The organism is Paraburkholderia sp. DHOC27, from assembly GCF_003429005.1.
GTDB lineage: Bacteria > Pseudomonadota > Gammaproteobacteria > Burkholderiales > Burkholderiaceae > Paraburkholderia.
On record NZ_QVQV01000001.1, the window covers coordinates 1,498,344 to 1,513,747 of the forward strand.

Below are 15,404 nucleotides of genomic sequence, written 5' to 3' on the forward strand. Positions count from 1 at the left end.
GGTGCGGAACCTCGAAACGTCGTTGCGGATTCGATCAGGAGCGAAGCATGTCGAGAAACGTGGGAGTGATTGGCCTCGGCGCGATGGGACTGGGCGTGGCCCGTTCACTATTGCGGGCCGGGTTTCGGGTGCATGCCTGCGATCTGCGCCGCGCCGTGCTGGACAATTTCGCCGCGGAAGGCGGCGTGGCCTGCGCGAATCCCGCTGAACTGGGCGCGCAATGCGAAGTGGTGATCACGGTGGTGGTCAACGCGGCGCAGACGGAAAGCGTGTTGTTCGGTGAGCACGGCGCAGTGGCCAGCATGAAACCGGGTAGCGTCGTGATTGCGAGCGCAACGGTCGCGCCGGACTTCGCGATCGCACTCGGACAGCGCGTCGAAGCGGCCGGTTTGCAGATGCTCGATGCGCCGCTCTCGGGTGGCGCGGCGCGTGCGGCATCCGGCGAGATGACCATGATGACGTCCGGCCCTGCCGCCGCGTATGCCGCGTGCGAGGACGTGCTGACGGCGATCGCCGGCAAGGTCTACCGGCTCAGCGATGCGCACGGCGCGGGCTCGAAAGTGAAGATCATCAATCAGTTGCTGGCCGGCGTGCATATCGCAGCGGCTGCGGAAGCGCTGGCGCTGGGTTTGCGCGAAGGCGTCGACGCGGAGGCACTGTATGACGTAATCACGCACAGCGCCGGCAATTCGTGGATGTTCGAAAACCGCGTGCCGCATATCCTGAAGGGCGATTACACGCCGCTCTCGGCGGTGGATATCTTCGTCAAGGATCTGGGACTCGTGCTCGATACGGCGCGTCGCTCGAAATTCCCGCTGCCCTTGTCGGCGGCGGCGCATCAGATGTTCATGATGGCGTCGTCGGCGGGGCACGGCGGCGAGGACGATGCCGCGGTGATCAAGATTTTCCCCGGCATCGACATTCCGGCTTCAAAGTCATGAGCGGAGCAGAGACGCTATGACGAATTCCACGAAACGAGCCTTGCTCGGCTGCATTGCCGACGATTTCACCGGCGCAACGGATCTGGCCAACATGCTGGTGCGTGGCGGCATGCGTACCGTGCAGACCATCGGCGTGCCGCAGGGCGATGCGCCGCTCGAAGCGGACGCGCTGGTGGTGGCGCTCAAATCGCGCACCATCGCAGCGGCAGATGCCGTGAAGCAATCGCTGGCCGCGCTCGACTGGTTGCGCGCGCAAGGATGCCGGCAGTTCTTCTTCAAGTATTGCTCGACCTTCGATTCCACCGATGCGGGCAATATCGGTCCAGTGGCCGATGCGTTGCTCGATGCGCTGCCGCATGCAAATACCGGCGCGTTCACGATTGCCTGTCCGGCTTTCCCCGAGAACGGCCGCACGATCTATCGCGGTCATCTGTTCGTGGGTGACGTGCCGTTGAACGAGTCGGGCATGGAGCACCATCCTCTGACGCCGATGACCGACGCGAATCTCGTGCGCGTGTTGCAGCGACAGACCGCGTCCAAGGTAGGGCTGGTGCGCTACGACACGGTGGCGCGAGGACCGGCCGCCGTGCGTGAATCGTTCGACGCGTTACGTCGCGACGGCGTGCGCGTCGCCATCGCCGATGCGCTTTCCGACGCCGACCTCTACACGCTCGGCGAAGCCTGCGCCGATCTTGCGCTGATCACGGGCGGCTCGGGCATTGCCCTCGGCTTGCCGGAGAACTTCCGCCAGGCGGGCTTGCTGCCGGAAGCAGCGGACGCCGGCAAACTGCCGTCAGTCGAAGGCCATGCGGCGGTGCTGGCCGGCAGCGCGTCGAAGGCCACCAACGCGCAAGTCGCGGCATGGTGCGCCACGCGGCCCGCGTTCCGCATCGATCCGCTGGCGGTGGCGCGTGGCGAGCCGGTGGTCGATCAGGCGCTCGGCTTCGCGCGCGAGCAGTTGAGCCACGCACAAGCCATGTTGATCTACGCCACCGCCACGCCCGATGAAGTGAAGGCGGTGCAGCAGGCACTCGGCGTGGAAGCGGCGGGGCAACTGGTGGAACGTACGCTCGCGTCGATCGCGCGCGGCTTGCACGAACTCGGCGTGCGCAAGTTCGTGGTGGCGGGCGGCGAGACATCAGGAGCGGTCGTGCAGGCGCTCGACGTTCGCGCGCTGCGCATCGGCGCGCAGATCGATCCCGGTGTGCCCGCGACCGCGACGATTGCGACGCACGGCGAGGCGCCGCTTGCGCTGGCACTGAAGTCCGGCAATTTCGGCGGCCCCGATTTCTTCAGCAAGGCGCTGCGTCATCTGGACGGAGCCGCATCATGAGCGCGGTTAGCGTTTCAGGTGACGAAGCACGGGTCCGCGAAGAGATCTGCACGGTTGGCGCGAGCCTGTATCAGCGCGGCTATACGGTGGGCACGGCGGGCAATATCAGCGCGCGTCTCGACGATGGCTGGCTCATTACGCCAACCGATGCGTGCCTTGGCCGCCTGGATCCCGCCGCAATTGCGAAGGTCAACGCGGAGGGGCAGTTGGTGTCAGGCGGTCAGCCGTCGAAAACGCTGGCGCTGCATCGCGGCATCTATGCCAGCAATCCGCAGACGCGCGGCATCGTCCACACGCATTCGACGCATCTCGTGGCGTTGAGTCTCGCCGGTGTGTGGAGCGAGACCGATGTGCTGCCGCCCATCACGCCTTACTACGTGATGAAAGTGGGCCACATTCCGTTGATTCGCTACGAACGTCCGGGGGATCCCGAGGTCGCGCAACGCATCGCCGCGCTGGCCAACAGCGTGCGCGGCGTGCTGCTCGAACGGCTGGGTCCGGTGGTGTGGGAGCGGTCAGTGGCGCACGCGTCGTATGCACTCGAAGAGTTGGAAGAAACCGCGCGCCTGTGGCTGATGACGCAGCCGCGACCGGCGCCGCTGGATGACGCGGCAATCGACACCTTGCGCAAGGTATTCGGCGCGCGCTGGTGAGCCGCGCATTGCGAATGGATGCTGGCCCAGTGGTTTGTTCTCGAGGCTTAACTGATGCGCGATGCGCGTCGCGCTTCAACAATGAAAGGGAGGGGCTGCCATGCCTCGTTTCGCTGCGAATCTGACCATGCTGTACAACGAACACGGCTTTCTGGATCGCTTCGCCGCCGCGGCGCGCGATGGTTTCAAGGCCGTGGAGTATCTGTTTCCCTACGACTTTCCTGCTTCGGAAATCAGGGCGCGTCTCGACGCCCACGACCTCACGCAGGCGCTGTTCAACGCGCCTCCGGGCGACTGGGCCGCGGGCGAACGCGGCATTGCCTCGTTGCCGGGGCGCGAGGACGAATTCCGGCGCGGCATCGAGCGCGCGTTGGAATACACGCGGGTGCTCGGCAATCGCAAGTTGCACGTGATGGCCGGCGTGCTCGGCGCGGATCAGTCGCGCGAGCGGCATCGGGCACTGTATATCGAGCACCTCGCCTACGCCGCGCGACTCGCGCAGGCAGATGACATCACGATCGTGATCGAACCGATCAATACGCGTGACATGCCCGGTTATCTGCTCAACCGGCAGGACGATGCGCAGGCTATCTGCGCGGAAATCGGCGCGCCGAATCTGAAAGTGCAGTTCGACTGTTACCACTGCCAGATCATGGAAGGCGACCTCACGAAGAAACTCGAACGCGACATGGCAGGCATCGGCCATATCCAGGTTGCGGGCGTGCCTGAACGGCACGAACCGGATAGCGGCGAAGTGAATTATCCCTACCTGTTCGACATCATCGACAAACTCGGTTACGACGGCTGGGTGGGCTGCGAATACTGGCCGCGTGCAGGCACGTCCGAAGGGCTGGCTTGGCTCAAGTCGTATTTGCAGGGTAATGCGTGAGCGAATCGCGTTTCGGCTTTGACAAACGATCTTCAGGATAACGAACGTTATGAAAATACTGATCACGGGTGGTGCGGGTTTTCTCGGTCAACGCCTGGCGCGCGAACTGCTGGTGCGCGGCGAGGTGAAAGGGGTGGACGGCCAGCCGCAGACCATCACCGAGCTTGTGCTGCTCGACGTCGTGCCGGCCAGCGGTTTTACCGACAAGCGGGTGCGTGTTGAAACAGGCGACATTGCCGAGCGCAGTGTGCTGGAACGTTTGATCGACAGCGAGACGTCCGTGATTTTCCATCTGGCGGCGATTGTCAGCGGCCAGGCCGAAGCGGATTTCGATCTCGGCATGCGCATCAATCTCGATGCGTCGCGCGTGTTGCTGGAAGCGTGCCGCGCGCGTGGGCACCGGCCGCGGGTGGTGTTCACCAGTTCGGTCGCGGTGTATGGCGGCGACATGCCGGAGGTCGTGCAGAACGATACTGCGCTCAATCCGCAGTCGTCATATGGCACGCAGAAGGCGATCGCGGAACTGCTGCTGAACGATTACACGCGACGCGGTTTCGTCGACGGCCGGATCATGCGCTTGCCCACCATCAGCGTACGGCCGGGCAAGCCGAATGCGGCGGCGTCTTCGTTTGCGAGCGGCATCATTCGCGAACCATTGAATGGCGAAACGAGTGTGTGTCCGGTGGCGGGCAGCACGCGCGTGTGGCTGCTGTCGCCACGCAGGGCAATCGCTTCGCTGATCGCCGGACTCGAACTCGACGCCGCCTTGTTTGGCATGCAGCGGGCCTTGAATCTGCCCGGCATCTCGGTGAGCGTCGATGAAATGGTGGACGCCCTGCGCGAAGTGGCGGGCGATGAGGTGGCGAAGCGCGTCGAATGGAAGATGGATCCGCGCATCGACAAACTCGTCACCAGTTGGCCGGGAGCCTGGGATACGACGCGCGCGGAACGCCTCGGGCTGGTGGGCGAACGCAGTTTCGCGGATGTGATCCGCAGTTATATCGAGGACGAGCATATTCAGGTGCGTTGAAGCACCTGCTGCGTTTCTTCAGACCTTCGAAGGCACGCATTCCCCCTGCTGGTATTCCCTGACGGCTGGCTGCCACGCTTGACACACTTTCCCGCCCGCGCCTATCATCAGGCCTGAATGTTCGTTATTCGATCTAATGTTCGTATAAAGAACAAATTGGACCTTGGCCTGAAAGCCGTTGCTGCTATCCTCGACCCGGGGTGTGGGCGTTCACGATGACGCCGTGGCAATGGTTTCGAGGCTCCCCACGCTTGCTGTGAGCGCCGCTGGTCACAGGCTGCCGTCCTGTTGCCGAACGTGCCCCTCGCGCCGGTTCGACTGGCGCCGCAAGCCGCGCAGTATTCAACTGGAGACATCACATGACTGAAGCTTTCCTGTGCGACGCGATTCGCACCCCGATTGGCCGCTACGCGGGTTCGTTGTCGTCAGTGCGTGCCGACGATCTGGGCGCGGTGCCGCTCAAGGCGCTCATGGAGCGCAACAAGGACGTCGACTGGAGCGCCATTGACGACGTCATCTACGGTTGCGCGAATCAGGCCGGCGAGGACAACCGCAACGTTGCGCGCATGTCGCTGTTGCTGGCGGGCTTGCCGCAAGCGGTGCCCGGTTCGACCGTGAACCGGCTGTGCGGTTCGGGCATGGATGCCGTGGGCATTGCGGCACGCGCGATCAAATCGGGCGAGGCGGCGTTGATGGTGGCCGGCGGTGTCGAAAGCATGAGCCGTGCGCCGTTTGTGATGAGCAAGGCCACCAGCGCGTTCTCGCGGCAAGCCGATATCTACGATACGACGATTGGCTGGCGTTTCGTGAATCCGCTGATGAAGCAGATGTACGGCGTGGACTCTATGCCCGAAACGGGCGAGAACGTCGCCACCGACTACAGGATCAGCCGCGCAGATCAGGACGCTTTCGCGCTGCGCAGTCAACAGAAGGCGGCGCGTGCCCAGCGTGACGGAACGCTCGCGCAGGAAATCACGTCCGTGACGATCGCGCAGAAGAAGGGCGATCCGGTGGTGGTCTCGCTGGACGAGCATCCGCGGGAAACGAGCCTCGAAGCGCTGGCCAAGCTCAAGGGCGTGGTGCGACCTGATGGTACGGTGACAGCCGGAAACGCGTCGGGTGTGAACGATGGCGCTGCGGCCTTGCTGCTCGCCAATGAAGAGACCGCGAAGCGCTATGGGCTGACGCCGCGTGCGCGGGTGCTCGGCGTGGCCACGGCTGGTGTTGCGCCACGCGTGATGGGCATTGGACCGGCGCCTGCTACGCAAAAACTGCTTGCACGTCTCAAGATGAATATCGGGCAGTTCGATGTGATCGAGTTGAATGAGGCATTTGCCTCGCAGGGCCTCGCTGTGTTGCGTGAGCTTGGGGTTGCTGACGACGATGCGCGTGTCAATCCTAATGGCGGCGCTATTGCGCTGGGGCATCCGCTTGGAATGAGCGGGGCGCGGCTCGTGACGACCGCTATGTATCAGTTGCATCGTACCGGTGGCAGGTTTGCGCTTTGTACCATGTGTATTGGGGTGGGGCAGGGGATTGCTATTGCTATTGAGAGGGTTTGAGTTTTTTGTTTTGGCCTTTTCTTGCATTCTTATTTGCTTTCATTTCTTATTGGTCTATTGGCGTCGCCCCTGTGCGGGGCGGCACCTACTTTTCTTTGCCCGCCGCAAAGAAAAGTAGGCAAAAGAAAGCGGCTCACACCGCTAGCCCGTAGGTGTCCCCCTAAGGTGTTCAATCGGAGTGGTGCGAGACGAGTTCGTCTCTCGCACCCTTCATCTCTTTGACAAAGCCGTCATCCGCTCCAGCGTTGCGCTGCGCGCTCCGCCGTTGGGCATAACATTTTTTTGCTCGCCTTCTTGGAACGGACCTGCCGCAATAATCGCGATCATCATTTCATCCGCACTTTGGCTTTTTAGCGTCTATCGCTTTTCCTGTGCTGGAATTTTTGAAGCTCGCATCTACAATTGTCTTGCTACGGGATTCGGTCATTAATCAAACATCACTGCCGCCTGAGGTTGCGGCATTACTTCTGTTCGTTGTGCTATGTCGGGCTGAATAATTAGGAGAACTTCCATGAAAGCGGCAACGCTGGGTACGGTTCTACTCGTGGCGCTCGCTGTCTGTCCCGCTGGCTGGGCTCAGGACGAGCTTGCCAGCGCGACGCGCGGTGTCGTCAATATCGTGCAGCCGGTTCATATCACCGCCAGAATCGTCGGCATCGATGCGGGCGCACGTACTCTCATTCTCGAAGGCACCGATGGCAATACCGTCGACGTGCTCGTCGGTCAGCAAGTGGCCGGCTTCGACAAGCTGCAGGTCGGCGACCGTGTCGACGTGCTCTATAAAAACGCCATGCTCGTCAAAGCCGACAAGGTCGCTGCCGCCAGCAACGGCATTCGCACACGCGTCGATACGCAGGTCTACGCGCCTGCCTCGGGTGGCTTCGAGTCGGCCCGGCAGATCGAAATTCTCGCCACCGTGCGCAAGATCGATCGCGCGCACCGTCTCGTCACGTTGCGCGGCGCCCATCAAACGCGCACGCTTCAGGTCGGCCCCGATGTCGATCTCAAAGACGTCAAGGTCGGCGATACCGTTCACGCTGTTTTCGTTTCGGCTGCTGCCGTGCAGATCACGCCCAAAGACGCCGTGGCGCAGTAATCGCACGGTCGCCCGGTCGCAATAGTGCTAACGCCGGTGCGGTCCGACGATGTGCAGCTTCGTCATGCGCCGGTATAACGTAGCGCGTGACATGCCGAGCGCCTGTGCTGCTGCGTTGGGTCGCCACTGATGCCGCGTCAGCGCGGCGACGATGCGTGCCCGCTCGTCGCCCGCTTCGACGAGTAACGGTGTTTGCGCCTGGCCGACGTCGGGGGCCAGCAGAACGGCAATGTCCGGCGAAACATGACGCAGTTCCACCCGGCTCGAATTGCATACGGCGCAGGCGTAGCGCAAAACGTTGCGCAACTGACGGATGTTGCCCGGCCACGCGAATTCGCACAGACGCGCCGTGAGTTGCGGATCGAGCGTGAGCACATGGCCGGCGCTTTGCGCCTCTTCGTCGAACACCGCTTCGATGACGTCACGAATATCGGCGCGTTCGCGCAGCGGCGGCATCTGCAGCGTCGCACCGCTTAGCCGGTAATACAGGTCCTCGCGAAACGCGCCTTGTGCCACCATTTGCGCCGGATCGCGGTGCGTGGCGCAAATCACGTCAATGTCCACACGTACCGGCGTTTCGCCGCCCAGTGGCAACACTTCACCCTCTGCCAGTACACGCAACAGGCGCGTCTGCAGATTCAACGGCATGTCGCCGATTTCGTCGAGAAACAAGGTCCCCGTGTGCGCCAGTGCAATCTTGCCGCGCGCGCCGCGGCTACGCGCGCCCGTAAACGCGCCGGGCGCGTAGCCGAACAGTTCGCTTTCGATCAGCGATTCGGGTATCGCGCCACAGTTCACCGCCACGAACGGACGGCTGCATCGTCCACCGGAATCGTGCACGGCGCGCGCGAATACTTCTTTGCCCACGCCGGTCTCGCCAAGGATCAGTAGCGGCAAACGCTTGCCGGCCAGTTTCAGCGCCACCTGGGCGTTTTGCGCGATGCGTGGATCGGCACTGTTCAGGAAACGGCTGAGCGCACCGAGGTGATGGTCGGCCCTTGCGTCGCGTGGCTGGCGTGTTTCGTTGGCATCATTCGCAGCACCGGCAGAAGCGGTGGCGCTGCCACGCGTCGCGCGTTTGAGCGGCGCGCGCACGCGTGCATGCAGCGTCGCGCCGGTGGCACGCAGGCGCAGGCCGATGATGGCATCGGTCCGCGCGAGGTCGTGCAGATTCACGCTCGAAGTGTCGAACACGTCGTCGACATGACGCGGACCATTCAACCCAGGAATGCACTCGTGCGCCTTGCGATTCGCCGCTACCAGGTTGCCGCATTCGTCGAATGCGATCAGCACTTCGGGTTGCGCTTCGACGAAATTGCGGCTCGCGTGAGCGAAGAGAATCCAGCAATGCGTGGTCTGGTTCAGGAAGTAGCCATCCTCGATCAGCCCCGCACTTTGCCGGACCAGTTGAAACACGAGGCGCTGACTGTCGCGGTTATCCGGCGACTGCACGGCCGATGCGTCGAGCACGCCGATCATCTCGCCAGTGGGTGCGAAGATGGGCGCGGCGCTGCAGGTGAGCGTCGTGAACGCCGCGCGAAAATGATCGGTCTTGTGGACGGTGATCGGCGCGAGATCGGTCAACACGTTGGCGACGCCACACGTGCCTTCCTCACGCTCGGACCAGCATGAGCCGATGTACAAGCCCGCATGCTTGAAATCGCTGCGACGGTCGCGGTCGATCCGGTAGTCGATCGTCACGCCATGCGCGTCCGTCAGCATCACGCAATAATCGGCAACCCGAATCATGTCGTGCAGGCGCGCGAGACATTGACCGGAGGCGCGCAAAAAGGCCTCTTCTTTCCCTTGGATTTCGCGCAATTCGGCAGATGTGAGCACGCGTGGGCCAATCGCGGAGCCTGGGTCGAGACGGTATTCCTCGAACGAACGCTGCCACGACGAGACGAGACGTGGCGAGCCCGCCGGGGCGGGCAGGCGCCCTTCGATGGCGCCGCGCACCCGGTCCACGTGCTGGGTTTGAGTGACGTAGGGCATGTCTGGCTCCCGTCGAACGACGCGCTCAGTGCAGGCTGTTCTTGTAGCACATCCGCGCGAGCGAATCACACCGCAATGCAGCATGCGAGACGCGTGAGACGTTTGTCTCATGCATGGGTGAGGCCTCTGTGAGCGCGCGCAAATTGCCTTCCGGTAAGGCTCAGCGCGCTTTGAACGCGTTGCGATGAGACGCCACCCGTCTCCTGCGACGTGACAGTGAGACGTCTCACGAAGCGCGTCACACCGCGTGGCGGTTCTTCAGCTGAACGCGAAAACCTGCTGGAACCCCTGTAAACAAGCGCTTTTTTCTCACTGACAAGATGCGCGCGCGTTTTGGCACAGCCTTTGCAGTGTCTGCCGCAACACAAAGCGTCGTGTCATCGGCACGGCGCGACATCGGAGACGCCGCCGCATGGCGGTCAGGAGACAAGCCAGTGTCATCGCCTATCACGGTCGGCGTGATCGCAAACCCCGCATCGGGCCGCGACATTCGCCGTCTTACCAGCCACGCCTCGGTGTTTCCAACTTCGGAAAAAGCCAACATGGTCGTGCGTTTGCTCGCTGGCCTCGGCGTATTGGGCGTGGATCGAGTGCTTGCGCTGCGCGACCGCACCGGCGTCGCCGCGCTACTGCTGCGCGCGCTCGACACGCACACGACCGTCGGCGAGCCGCAGCGCTGGCCTCAGGTGGACTTCATCGAGCAACCCATTACTGACAGCGTGACCGATACCCATGCCGGCGTGGCGGCGATGATCCGCGCCGGCGTGCGGCTCATCGCCGTGCTGGGCGGCGACGGCACGCATCGCGCGGTCGCGGCGCACTGCGGTGACGTGCCGCTATTGACGCTTTCCACCGGCACCAACAATGCCTTTCCCGATCTGCGCGAGGCGACCGTGGCAGGTCTGGCCGGCGCACTGGTGGCTTCGGGTGCGGTTCCCGCTGAAGTGGCGCTGACCCGCAACAAGCGGCTCGTGGTGCGCTGCGTCGCGGGTCCCAATCGTGGCCGCGAGGAGATTGCGCTGGTCGACGTGTGCGTGAGCCGGCAACGCTTCGTGGGCGCACGCGCGGTTTCGGAACCGGCCGACATCGAAACGCTGTTTCTCACCTTCGCTGCGCCGGATGGCATCGGCCTGTCGTCGATTGGCGGCGCGTGGGCGCCGGTGGAGCGCACCGCATCGCACGGGTTGCATCTGTGCTTCGCGCGGCCAGGTGAATCCGGCGTGCCGCTGGTGGCGCCCATTGCGCCGGGCCGCGTCGAGCGCATCACGATGCGTACCTGCGAGCGCTTCGAAGTGGGCGTCTGGACACCGCTGCATACCGAGCACGGCACGCTCGCGTTCGACGGCGAGCGTGAGATCGAACTCGAGCGCGACGACCGCTACGAGATTTCGCTCGACTGGCACGGCCCGTTGACGGTGGATGTCGAACGCACGCTGCGTTACAGCGCGTCACATCAGTTGATGCGTGAAGCGGCGCTTGCACCGGCTCTCGCCAGCGGTGCGATGGCGGCCGTCAACGGATAGCTGTGAATGTCCGCGCGCCGCCACGGCACGACGCGCGGTTGATCCAAATAAATCAGGCAGGAGCAATGAAGCAGGTCCACAGAAGCAGGCAGTGCATTTGAGTCCATTTTCAAGGAGACACACCATGTCGGTTTCGAGTCAGTTGAGCAAGGAAAAGCTGCTGGAGGCGTACCGGATGATGCGCACGATCCGCGAATTCGAGGAGCGTCTGCATGTGGAATTCGCCACCGGCGAAATTCCCGGCTTCGTGCACCTGTATGCGGGTGAAGAAGCCTCGGCGGTCGGCACGATGATGCATCTGAACGATGCGGACTACGTCGCCACCACCCACCGTGGCCACGGTCATTGCATTGCCAAGGGCGTGGATGTGCGCGGCATGATGGCCGAAATCTATGGCCGCAAGACTGGCGTGTGTCATGGCAAGGGTGGCTCCATGCACATCGCGGACCTGTCCAGGGGCATGCTCGGCGCCAACGGCATCGTGGGTGCGGGCGGCCCGCTGGTGTGCGGCGCGGCGCTCGCAGCGAAGTACAAGAAGAACGGCGGCGTCGGCGTGTGCTTCTTCGGCGATGGCGCGTCCAACCAGGGAGTGATCTTCGAATCGATGAATCTCGCTTCGGTATGGCGCCTGCCGGTGATCTTCGTGGCGGAAAACAACGGCTACGCCGAAGCTACGTCGTCGACGTGGTCGGTGGCGACCGACAACATCGCCGATCGCGCCAGCGGGTTCGGCATGCCCGGCGTGATCGTCGACGGTTTCGATTTCTTCGCGGTGCACGAAGCGCTAGGCGAGGCGATCGAACGGGCCCGCAACGGCGGCGGCCCGACGCTCGTGGAAGTGAAGTTTTCCCGCTATTTCGGCCACTTCGAAGGCGATGCGCAGACTTATCGCGCACCCGGTGAGGTGCAGAAGCTGCGTGACGAAAAGGACTGCCTGAAGCGCTTCGAAGAGCGCGTGGTGCGTGCCGAAATGCTGAACTCCAGTGATCTGCGCAGTATCGACGCGGAGGTCAAGCAACTGATCGACGCTGCGGTGAGCGAGGCCAAAGCGGCGCCGCTACCCACCGCCGAAGATCTGCTGACCGACGTGTACGTGTCCTACCCGTAAAGCCCGAACAGCGCAAAGGGATATACACAGCATACCTAACCGATTCTGGAGACAGACATGGCACGGAAAATCACGTTTTCTCAGGCGATCAACGAAGCACTGAGTCAGGAGATGGCGCGCGACGAAAGCGTCATCGTAATGGGTGAAGACAATGCGGGCGGCGCCGGTTCGCCCGGTGAGCAGGACGCGTGGGGCGGCGTGCTCGGCGTGACGAAGGGCCTCTTCCACAAATATCCGGGGCGCGTGCTGGATACGCCACTCTCGGAAGGCGGCTACATTGGCGCCGCAGTGGGCGCGGCGGCGTGCGGCATGCGCCCGGTGGCGGAGTTGATGTTCATCGACTTCATGGGCGTGTGCTTCGATCAGATCTTCAATCAGGCGGCGAAGTTTCGCTACATGTTTGGCGGCAAGGCGGTCACGCCGGTCGTGATTCGCGCAATGCAGGGTGCGGGGTTGCGCGCGGCGGCACAGCACTCGCAAATGCTGACCTCGCTGTTCACGCACATTCCGGGCTTGAAGGTGGTGTGCCCGTCTTCCCCGTACGATGCCAAGGGGCTGCTGATCCAGGCGATCCGCGACAACGATCCGGTCATCTTCTGCGAACACAAAATGCTCTACAGCCGCGAAGGCGACGTGCCGGAAGAGTCGTATGCGATTCCTTTCGGCGAAGCGAACGTGGTGCGCGAAGGCGACGATGTCACCATCGTCACTTACGGACGGATGGTCCACACCGCGATGGAAGCCGCGCAGCAGCTCGCGAAGGACGGCATTCAGGCGGAAGTGATCGACCTGCGCACCACCTCGCCGCTCGACGAAGACACGATCCTCGAAAGCGTGGAGCGCACCGGCCGCCTCGTTGCCGTGGATGAAGCCAACCCGCGTTGTTCGATCGCCACGGACATCGCCGCGCTCGTGGCGCAGCGTGCCTTCCACTCATTGAAAGCGCCCATCGAACTCGTGACCGCGCCGCACACGCCCGCGCCATTCGCGAGCGTGCTGGAAGACCTGTATATCCCGTCCGCCGACCAGATCGCCGCCGCCGTGCTGAAAACGAGGAGCTAAGCAATGCCGATTCATATGATTACGATGCCCAAGTGGGGCCTGTCGATGGAGCAGGGTCAGGTGAACGGCTGGCTCAAGGCAGTGGGCGATAAAGTGGGCAAAGGCGACGAGGTGCTCGACGTGGAAACGGACAAGATTTCGTCCGGCGTCGAGTGCGCCTTCGATGGCACGCTGCGCAAGCAGGTCGCGCAGGAAGGCGACACCCTGCCCATCGGCGCGTTGCTGGGCGTGGTGGCGGACGCCGAAACGTCCGACGCGGACATCGAGGACGCGGTGGCCGCCTTCCAGCGTGATTTCGTGCCGCTCACCGCGGACACCTCCGACGCTGGCCCGCAGCCTGAGAAGAAGCAGATCAACGGCCGCACGGTGCGCTTTCTGAAGATGGGCGAAGGCGGCACGCCGGCCGTGTTGATTCACGGCTTTGGCGGCGATCTGAACAACTGGCTCTTCAATCACGCGGATCTTGCGGCGCATCGCACGGTCTGGGCGCTGGATCTGCCGGGCCACGGCGAGTCCGGCAAGGCAGTGGAGCGGGGCGACGCCGACGAACTCGCCGCGGCCGTGATCGCGTTTCTCGACGACCAGAACATCGAGCGCGCGCATCTGATCGGGCATTCGATGGGCAGCCTCGTCGCCATGACCGTGGCAGAGAAAAGCCCGCAACGGGTGGCTTCGTTGTCGTTGATTGCCGGTGCGGGCCTCGGGCCGGAGATCAATCGCGAGTATATCGACGGCTTCGCCACCGGCAGCAGCCGCAATGCGCTCAAGCCCCATCTCGGCAAGCTGTTCGCGGACCCGTCGCTAGTGACGCGGCAGTTGATCGAGGACATCGTCAAATACAAACGTCTGGAGGGCGTCGACGAAACGCTGCAGAAGGTGGCCACTTCTGCGTTCGACGGCAGCACGCAGCGCAAGCTCTACCGTGACCGCGTGGCAAGCCTCGCGCCGCGTACGCTGGTGATCTGGGGCGCGCAGGACCAGATCATTCCCGCTGCGCACGCACAGGGTTTGACGGGCGACATCCGCGTGCACGTGATTGAAGGCAAGGGGCACATGGTGCAGATGGAGGCCGCGTCTGAAGTGAACCGGCTGCTCAACGACTTCCTCGGAGCGTGAGCGTGGACGCCGCCCTGCATGGTGAGAGCGTCACGGCTTTGGGCCAGCACGGCCTGCGCAGCCGTGACAAGCTCGCGCGCATTCCGGTGAAGATCGTGCCCGTGGATGGCGCGGGCCTGGCGAAGCCGCCCTGGTTGCACGCCAAACCGATGATGAGCGAGACGGTGGCCGGCATGGCGGCGATTTTGCGCGCGCACCGTTTGCATTCGGTGTGCGAGGAAGCGATGTGCCCGAACATCGGCGAGTGTTTCGCGCAACGTACCGCGACGTTCATGATCATGGGAGGGATCTGTACGCGGCGCTGCGCGTTTTGCGACGTGGCGCATGGGCGGCCCGAGCCGCTGGATGCGCACGAACCGGAGCGGCTCGCTGACGCCGTCGCCGCACTCGGCTTGCGCTACGTGGTGATCACTTCAGTGGACCGCGACGATCTGCGTGACGGCGGCGCCTCGCACTTCGCGAAGTGCATTACGTTGTTGCGCGAGCGTGTGCCGGGCATTCGCGTCGAAGTGCTGACGCCGGACTTCCGTGGCCGCATCGAACGGGCGCTCGATGCGCTGGCAAACGCATGGCCCGACGTGTTCAACCACAACATCGAAACCGTGCCCGCGCTGTATCGGGCCGCGCGAGCGGGCGCGGATTATCACGGCTCGCTCGCATTGCTGGCGCAGGTCAAGGCAGCCAATCCCGCGCTCGTGACCAAATCCGGCCTGATGGTGGGCCTCGGCGAAACCGACGCGCAACTTCTCGACACGATGGCGGATTTGCGTGCCCACCAGGTCGACGTGCTGACCATTGGCCAGTACCTCGCGCCTTCGCGGTTTCATTTGCCGGTACGCCGCTACGTGCCGCCAGCGATGTTCGACACATGGCGCGCGGCCGGTCTGCAGATGGGCTTTCGCGAGGTCGTGGCCGGCCCGCTCGTGCGCTCGTCGTATCATGCGGATCAGGTGGCGCTGTCCGCATAGGGCTGTAAGGCGGCGGTCGCTGCCGCGTTGGTGCCGTGTATGAACAGTGCGGGAACCGTTCCGTTCATTGTGCGGCATGCAACGCTATCCATTTCTACTGTCCCGGGAATAAAAACACCGTGCCGCCA

13 protein-coding genes are annotated in these 15,404 nt (G+C 63.4%); 12 read left to right on the forward strand and 1 reads right to left on the reverse strand.

Translation table 11 applies throughout. The features are described from left to right. Positions 1–47 precede the first annotated feature (47 nt). The 7 genes from ltnD (at position 48) to D0B32_RS06610 (ending at position 7,504) form a co-directional block, all read left to right on the forward strand. Positions 48–941, forward strand: a complete 894-nt coding sequence (gene ltnD / locus D0B32_RS06580; RefSeq protein ID WP_117332901.1) for an L-threonate dehydrogenase — start codon at positions 48–50, stop codon at positions 939–941. 16 nt (positions 942–957) lie between these two features. Then, entirely contained in the window at positions 958–2,274 is a 1,317-nt protein-coding gene (gene otnK, locus D0B32_RS06585) for a 3-oxo-tetronate kinase (RefSeq protein ID WP_117332903.1), read from the forward strand. Continuing rightward, positions 2,271–2,927, forward strand: a complete 657-nt coding sequence (locus D0B32_RS06590) for an aldolase (protein ID WP_117332905.1) — start codon at positions 2,271–2,273, stop codon at positions 2,925–2,927. The genes otnK and D0B32_RS06590 overlap by 4 nt, the downstream gene beginning before the upstream one ends. Positions 2,928–3,027: 100 nt before the next feature. Continuing rightward, a complete protein-coding gene (gene otnI / locus D0B32_RS06595; protein WP_117332907.1) occupies positions 3,028–3,816 on the forward strand; it encodes a 2-oxo-tetronate isomerase in 789 nt (262 codons plus the stop codon). A gap of 49 nt (positions 3,817–3,865) precedes the next feature. Next, positions 3,866–4,846, forward strand: a complete 981-nt coding sequence (gene denD / locus D0B32_RS06600) for a D-erythronate dehydrogenase (RefSeq protein ID WP_117332909.1) — start codon at positions 3,866–3,868, stop codon at positions 4,844–4,846. A 359-nt stretch (positions 4,847–5,205) separates the two neighbouring features. Next, a complete protein-coding gene (gene pcaF, locus D0B32_RS06605) occupies positions 5,206–6,408 on the forward strand; it encodes a 3-oxoadipyl-CoA thiolase (RefSeq protein ID WP_117332911.1) in 1,203 nt (400 codons plus the stop codon). A 511-nt stretch (positions 6,409–6,919) separates the two neighbouring features. Next, the gene (locus D0B32_RS06610; protein WP_117332912.1) at positions 6,920–7,504 is read left to right on the forward strand and encodes a hypothetical protein; all 585 of its coding nucleotides are present in this window, start codon (positions 6,920–6,922) and stop codon (positions 7,502–7,504) included. A 27-nt stretch (positions 7,505–7,531) separates the two neighbouring features. On the opposite strand, the gene D0B32_RS06615 is transcribed toward D0B32_RS06610, so the two are convergent. Beyond that, positions 7,532–9,499, reverse strand: coding sequence for a sigma-54-dependent Fis family transcriptional regulator (locus D0B32_RS06615; RefSeq protein WP_117332914.1), 1,968 nt, complete (start codon positions 9,497–9,499; stop codon positions 7,532–7,534). Between the two features lie 434 nt (positions 9,500–9,933). Here D0B32_RS06615 and D0B32_RS06620 point away from each other — a divergent pair, with 434 nt between their 5' ends. From D0B32_RS06620 to lipA, 5 genes are all read left to right on the forward strand, one after another. Continuing rightward, on the forward strand, positions 9,934–11,022 hold the full coding sequence (locus D0B32_RS06620) for an ATP-NAD kinase family protein (RefSeq protein WP_117332916.1): 1,089 nt from the start codon (positions 9,934–9,936) through the stop codon (positions 11,020–11,022). Positions 11,023–11,146: 124 nt separating this feature from the next. Beyond that, positions 11,147–12,130, forward strand: coding sequence for a thiamine pyrophosphate-dependent dehydrogenase E1 component subunit alpha (locus D0B32_RS06625; RefSeq protein ID WP_117332918.1), 984 nt, complete (start codon positions 11,147–11,149; stop codon positions 12,128–12,130). 57 nt (positions 12,131–12,187) lie between these two features. Next, positions 12,188–13,192: an alpha-ketoacid dehydrogenase subunit beta gene (locus D0B32_RS06630; protein WP_117332919.1), complete on the forward strand. Its 1,005-nt coding sequence runs from the start codon at positions 12,188–12,190 to the stop codon at positions 13,190–13,192. A 3-nt stretch (positions 13,193–13,195) separates the two neighbouring features. Further along, positions 13,196–14,308, forward strand: a complete 1,113-nt coding sequence (locus D0B32_RS06635; RefSeq protein WP_117332921.1) for an acetoin dehydrogenase dihydrolipoyllysine-residue acetyltransferase subunit — start codon at positions 13,196–13,198, stop codon at positions 14,306–14,308. 2 nt (positions 14,309–14,310) lie between these two features. After that, the gene (gene lipA, locus D0B32_RS06640) at positions 14,311–15,276 is read left to right on the forward strand and encodes a lipoyl synthase (protein WP_117332923.1); all 966 of its coding nucleotides are present in this window, start codon (positions 14,311–14,313) and stop codon (positions 15,274–15,276) included. Positions 15,277–15,404 lie beyond the last annotated feature (128 nt).

Bases quoted from the DNA above. Each gene is read 5' to 3' on its own strand.
- ltnD (WP_117332901.1), top strand. From the start codon at position 48: ATGTCGAGAAACGTGGGAGTGATTGGCCTCGGCGCGATGGGACTGGGC.
- otnK (WP_117332903.1), top strand. From the start codon at position 958: ATGACGAATTCCACGAAACGAGCCTTGCTCGGCTGCATTGCCGACGAT.
- D0B32_RS06590 (WP_117332905.1), top strand. From the start codon at position 2,271: ATGAGCGCGGTTAGCGTTTCAGGTGACGAAGCACGGGTCCGCGAAGAG.
- otnI (WP_117332907.1), top strand. From the start codon at position 3,028: ATGCCTCGTTTCGCTGCGAATCTGACCATGCTGTACAACGAACACGGC.
- denD (WP_117332909.1), top strand. From the start codon at position 3,866: ATGAAAATACTGATCACGGGTGGTGCGGGTTTTCTCGGTCAACGCCTG.
- pcaF (WP_117332911.1), top strand. From the start codon at position 5,206: ATGACTGAAGCTTTCCTGTGCGACGCGATTCGCACCCCGATTGGCCGC.
- D0B32_RS06610 (WP_117332912.1), top strand. From the start codon at position 6,920: ATGAAAGCGGCAACGCTGGGTACGGTTCTACTCGTGGCGCTCGCTGTC.
- D0B32_RS06615 (WP_117332914.1), bottom strand. From the start codon at position 9,499: ATGCCCTACGTCACTCAAACCCAGCACGTGGACCGGGTGCGCGGCGCC.
- D0B32_RS06625 (WP_117332918.1), top strand. From the start codon at position 11,147: ATGTCGGTTTCGAGTCAGTTGAGCAAGGAAAAGCTGCTGGAGGCGTAC.
- D0B32_RS06630 (WP_117332919.1), top strand. From the start codon at position 12,188: ATGGCACGGAAAATCACGTTTTCTCAGGCGATCAACGAAGCACTGAGT.
- D0B32_RS06635 (WP_117332921.1), top strand. From the start codon at position 13,196: ATGCCGATTCATATGATTACGATGCCCAAGTGGGGCCTGTCGATGGAG.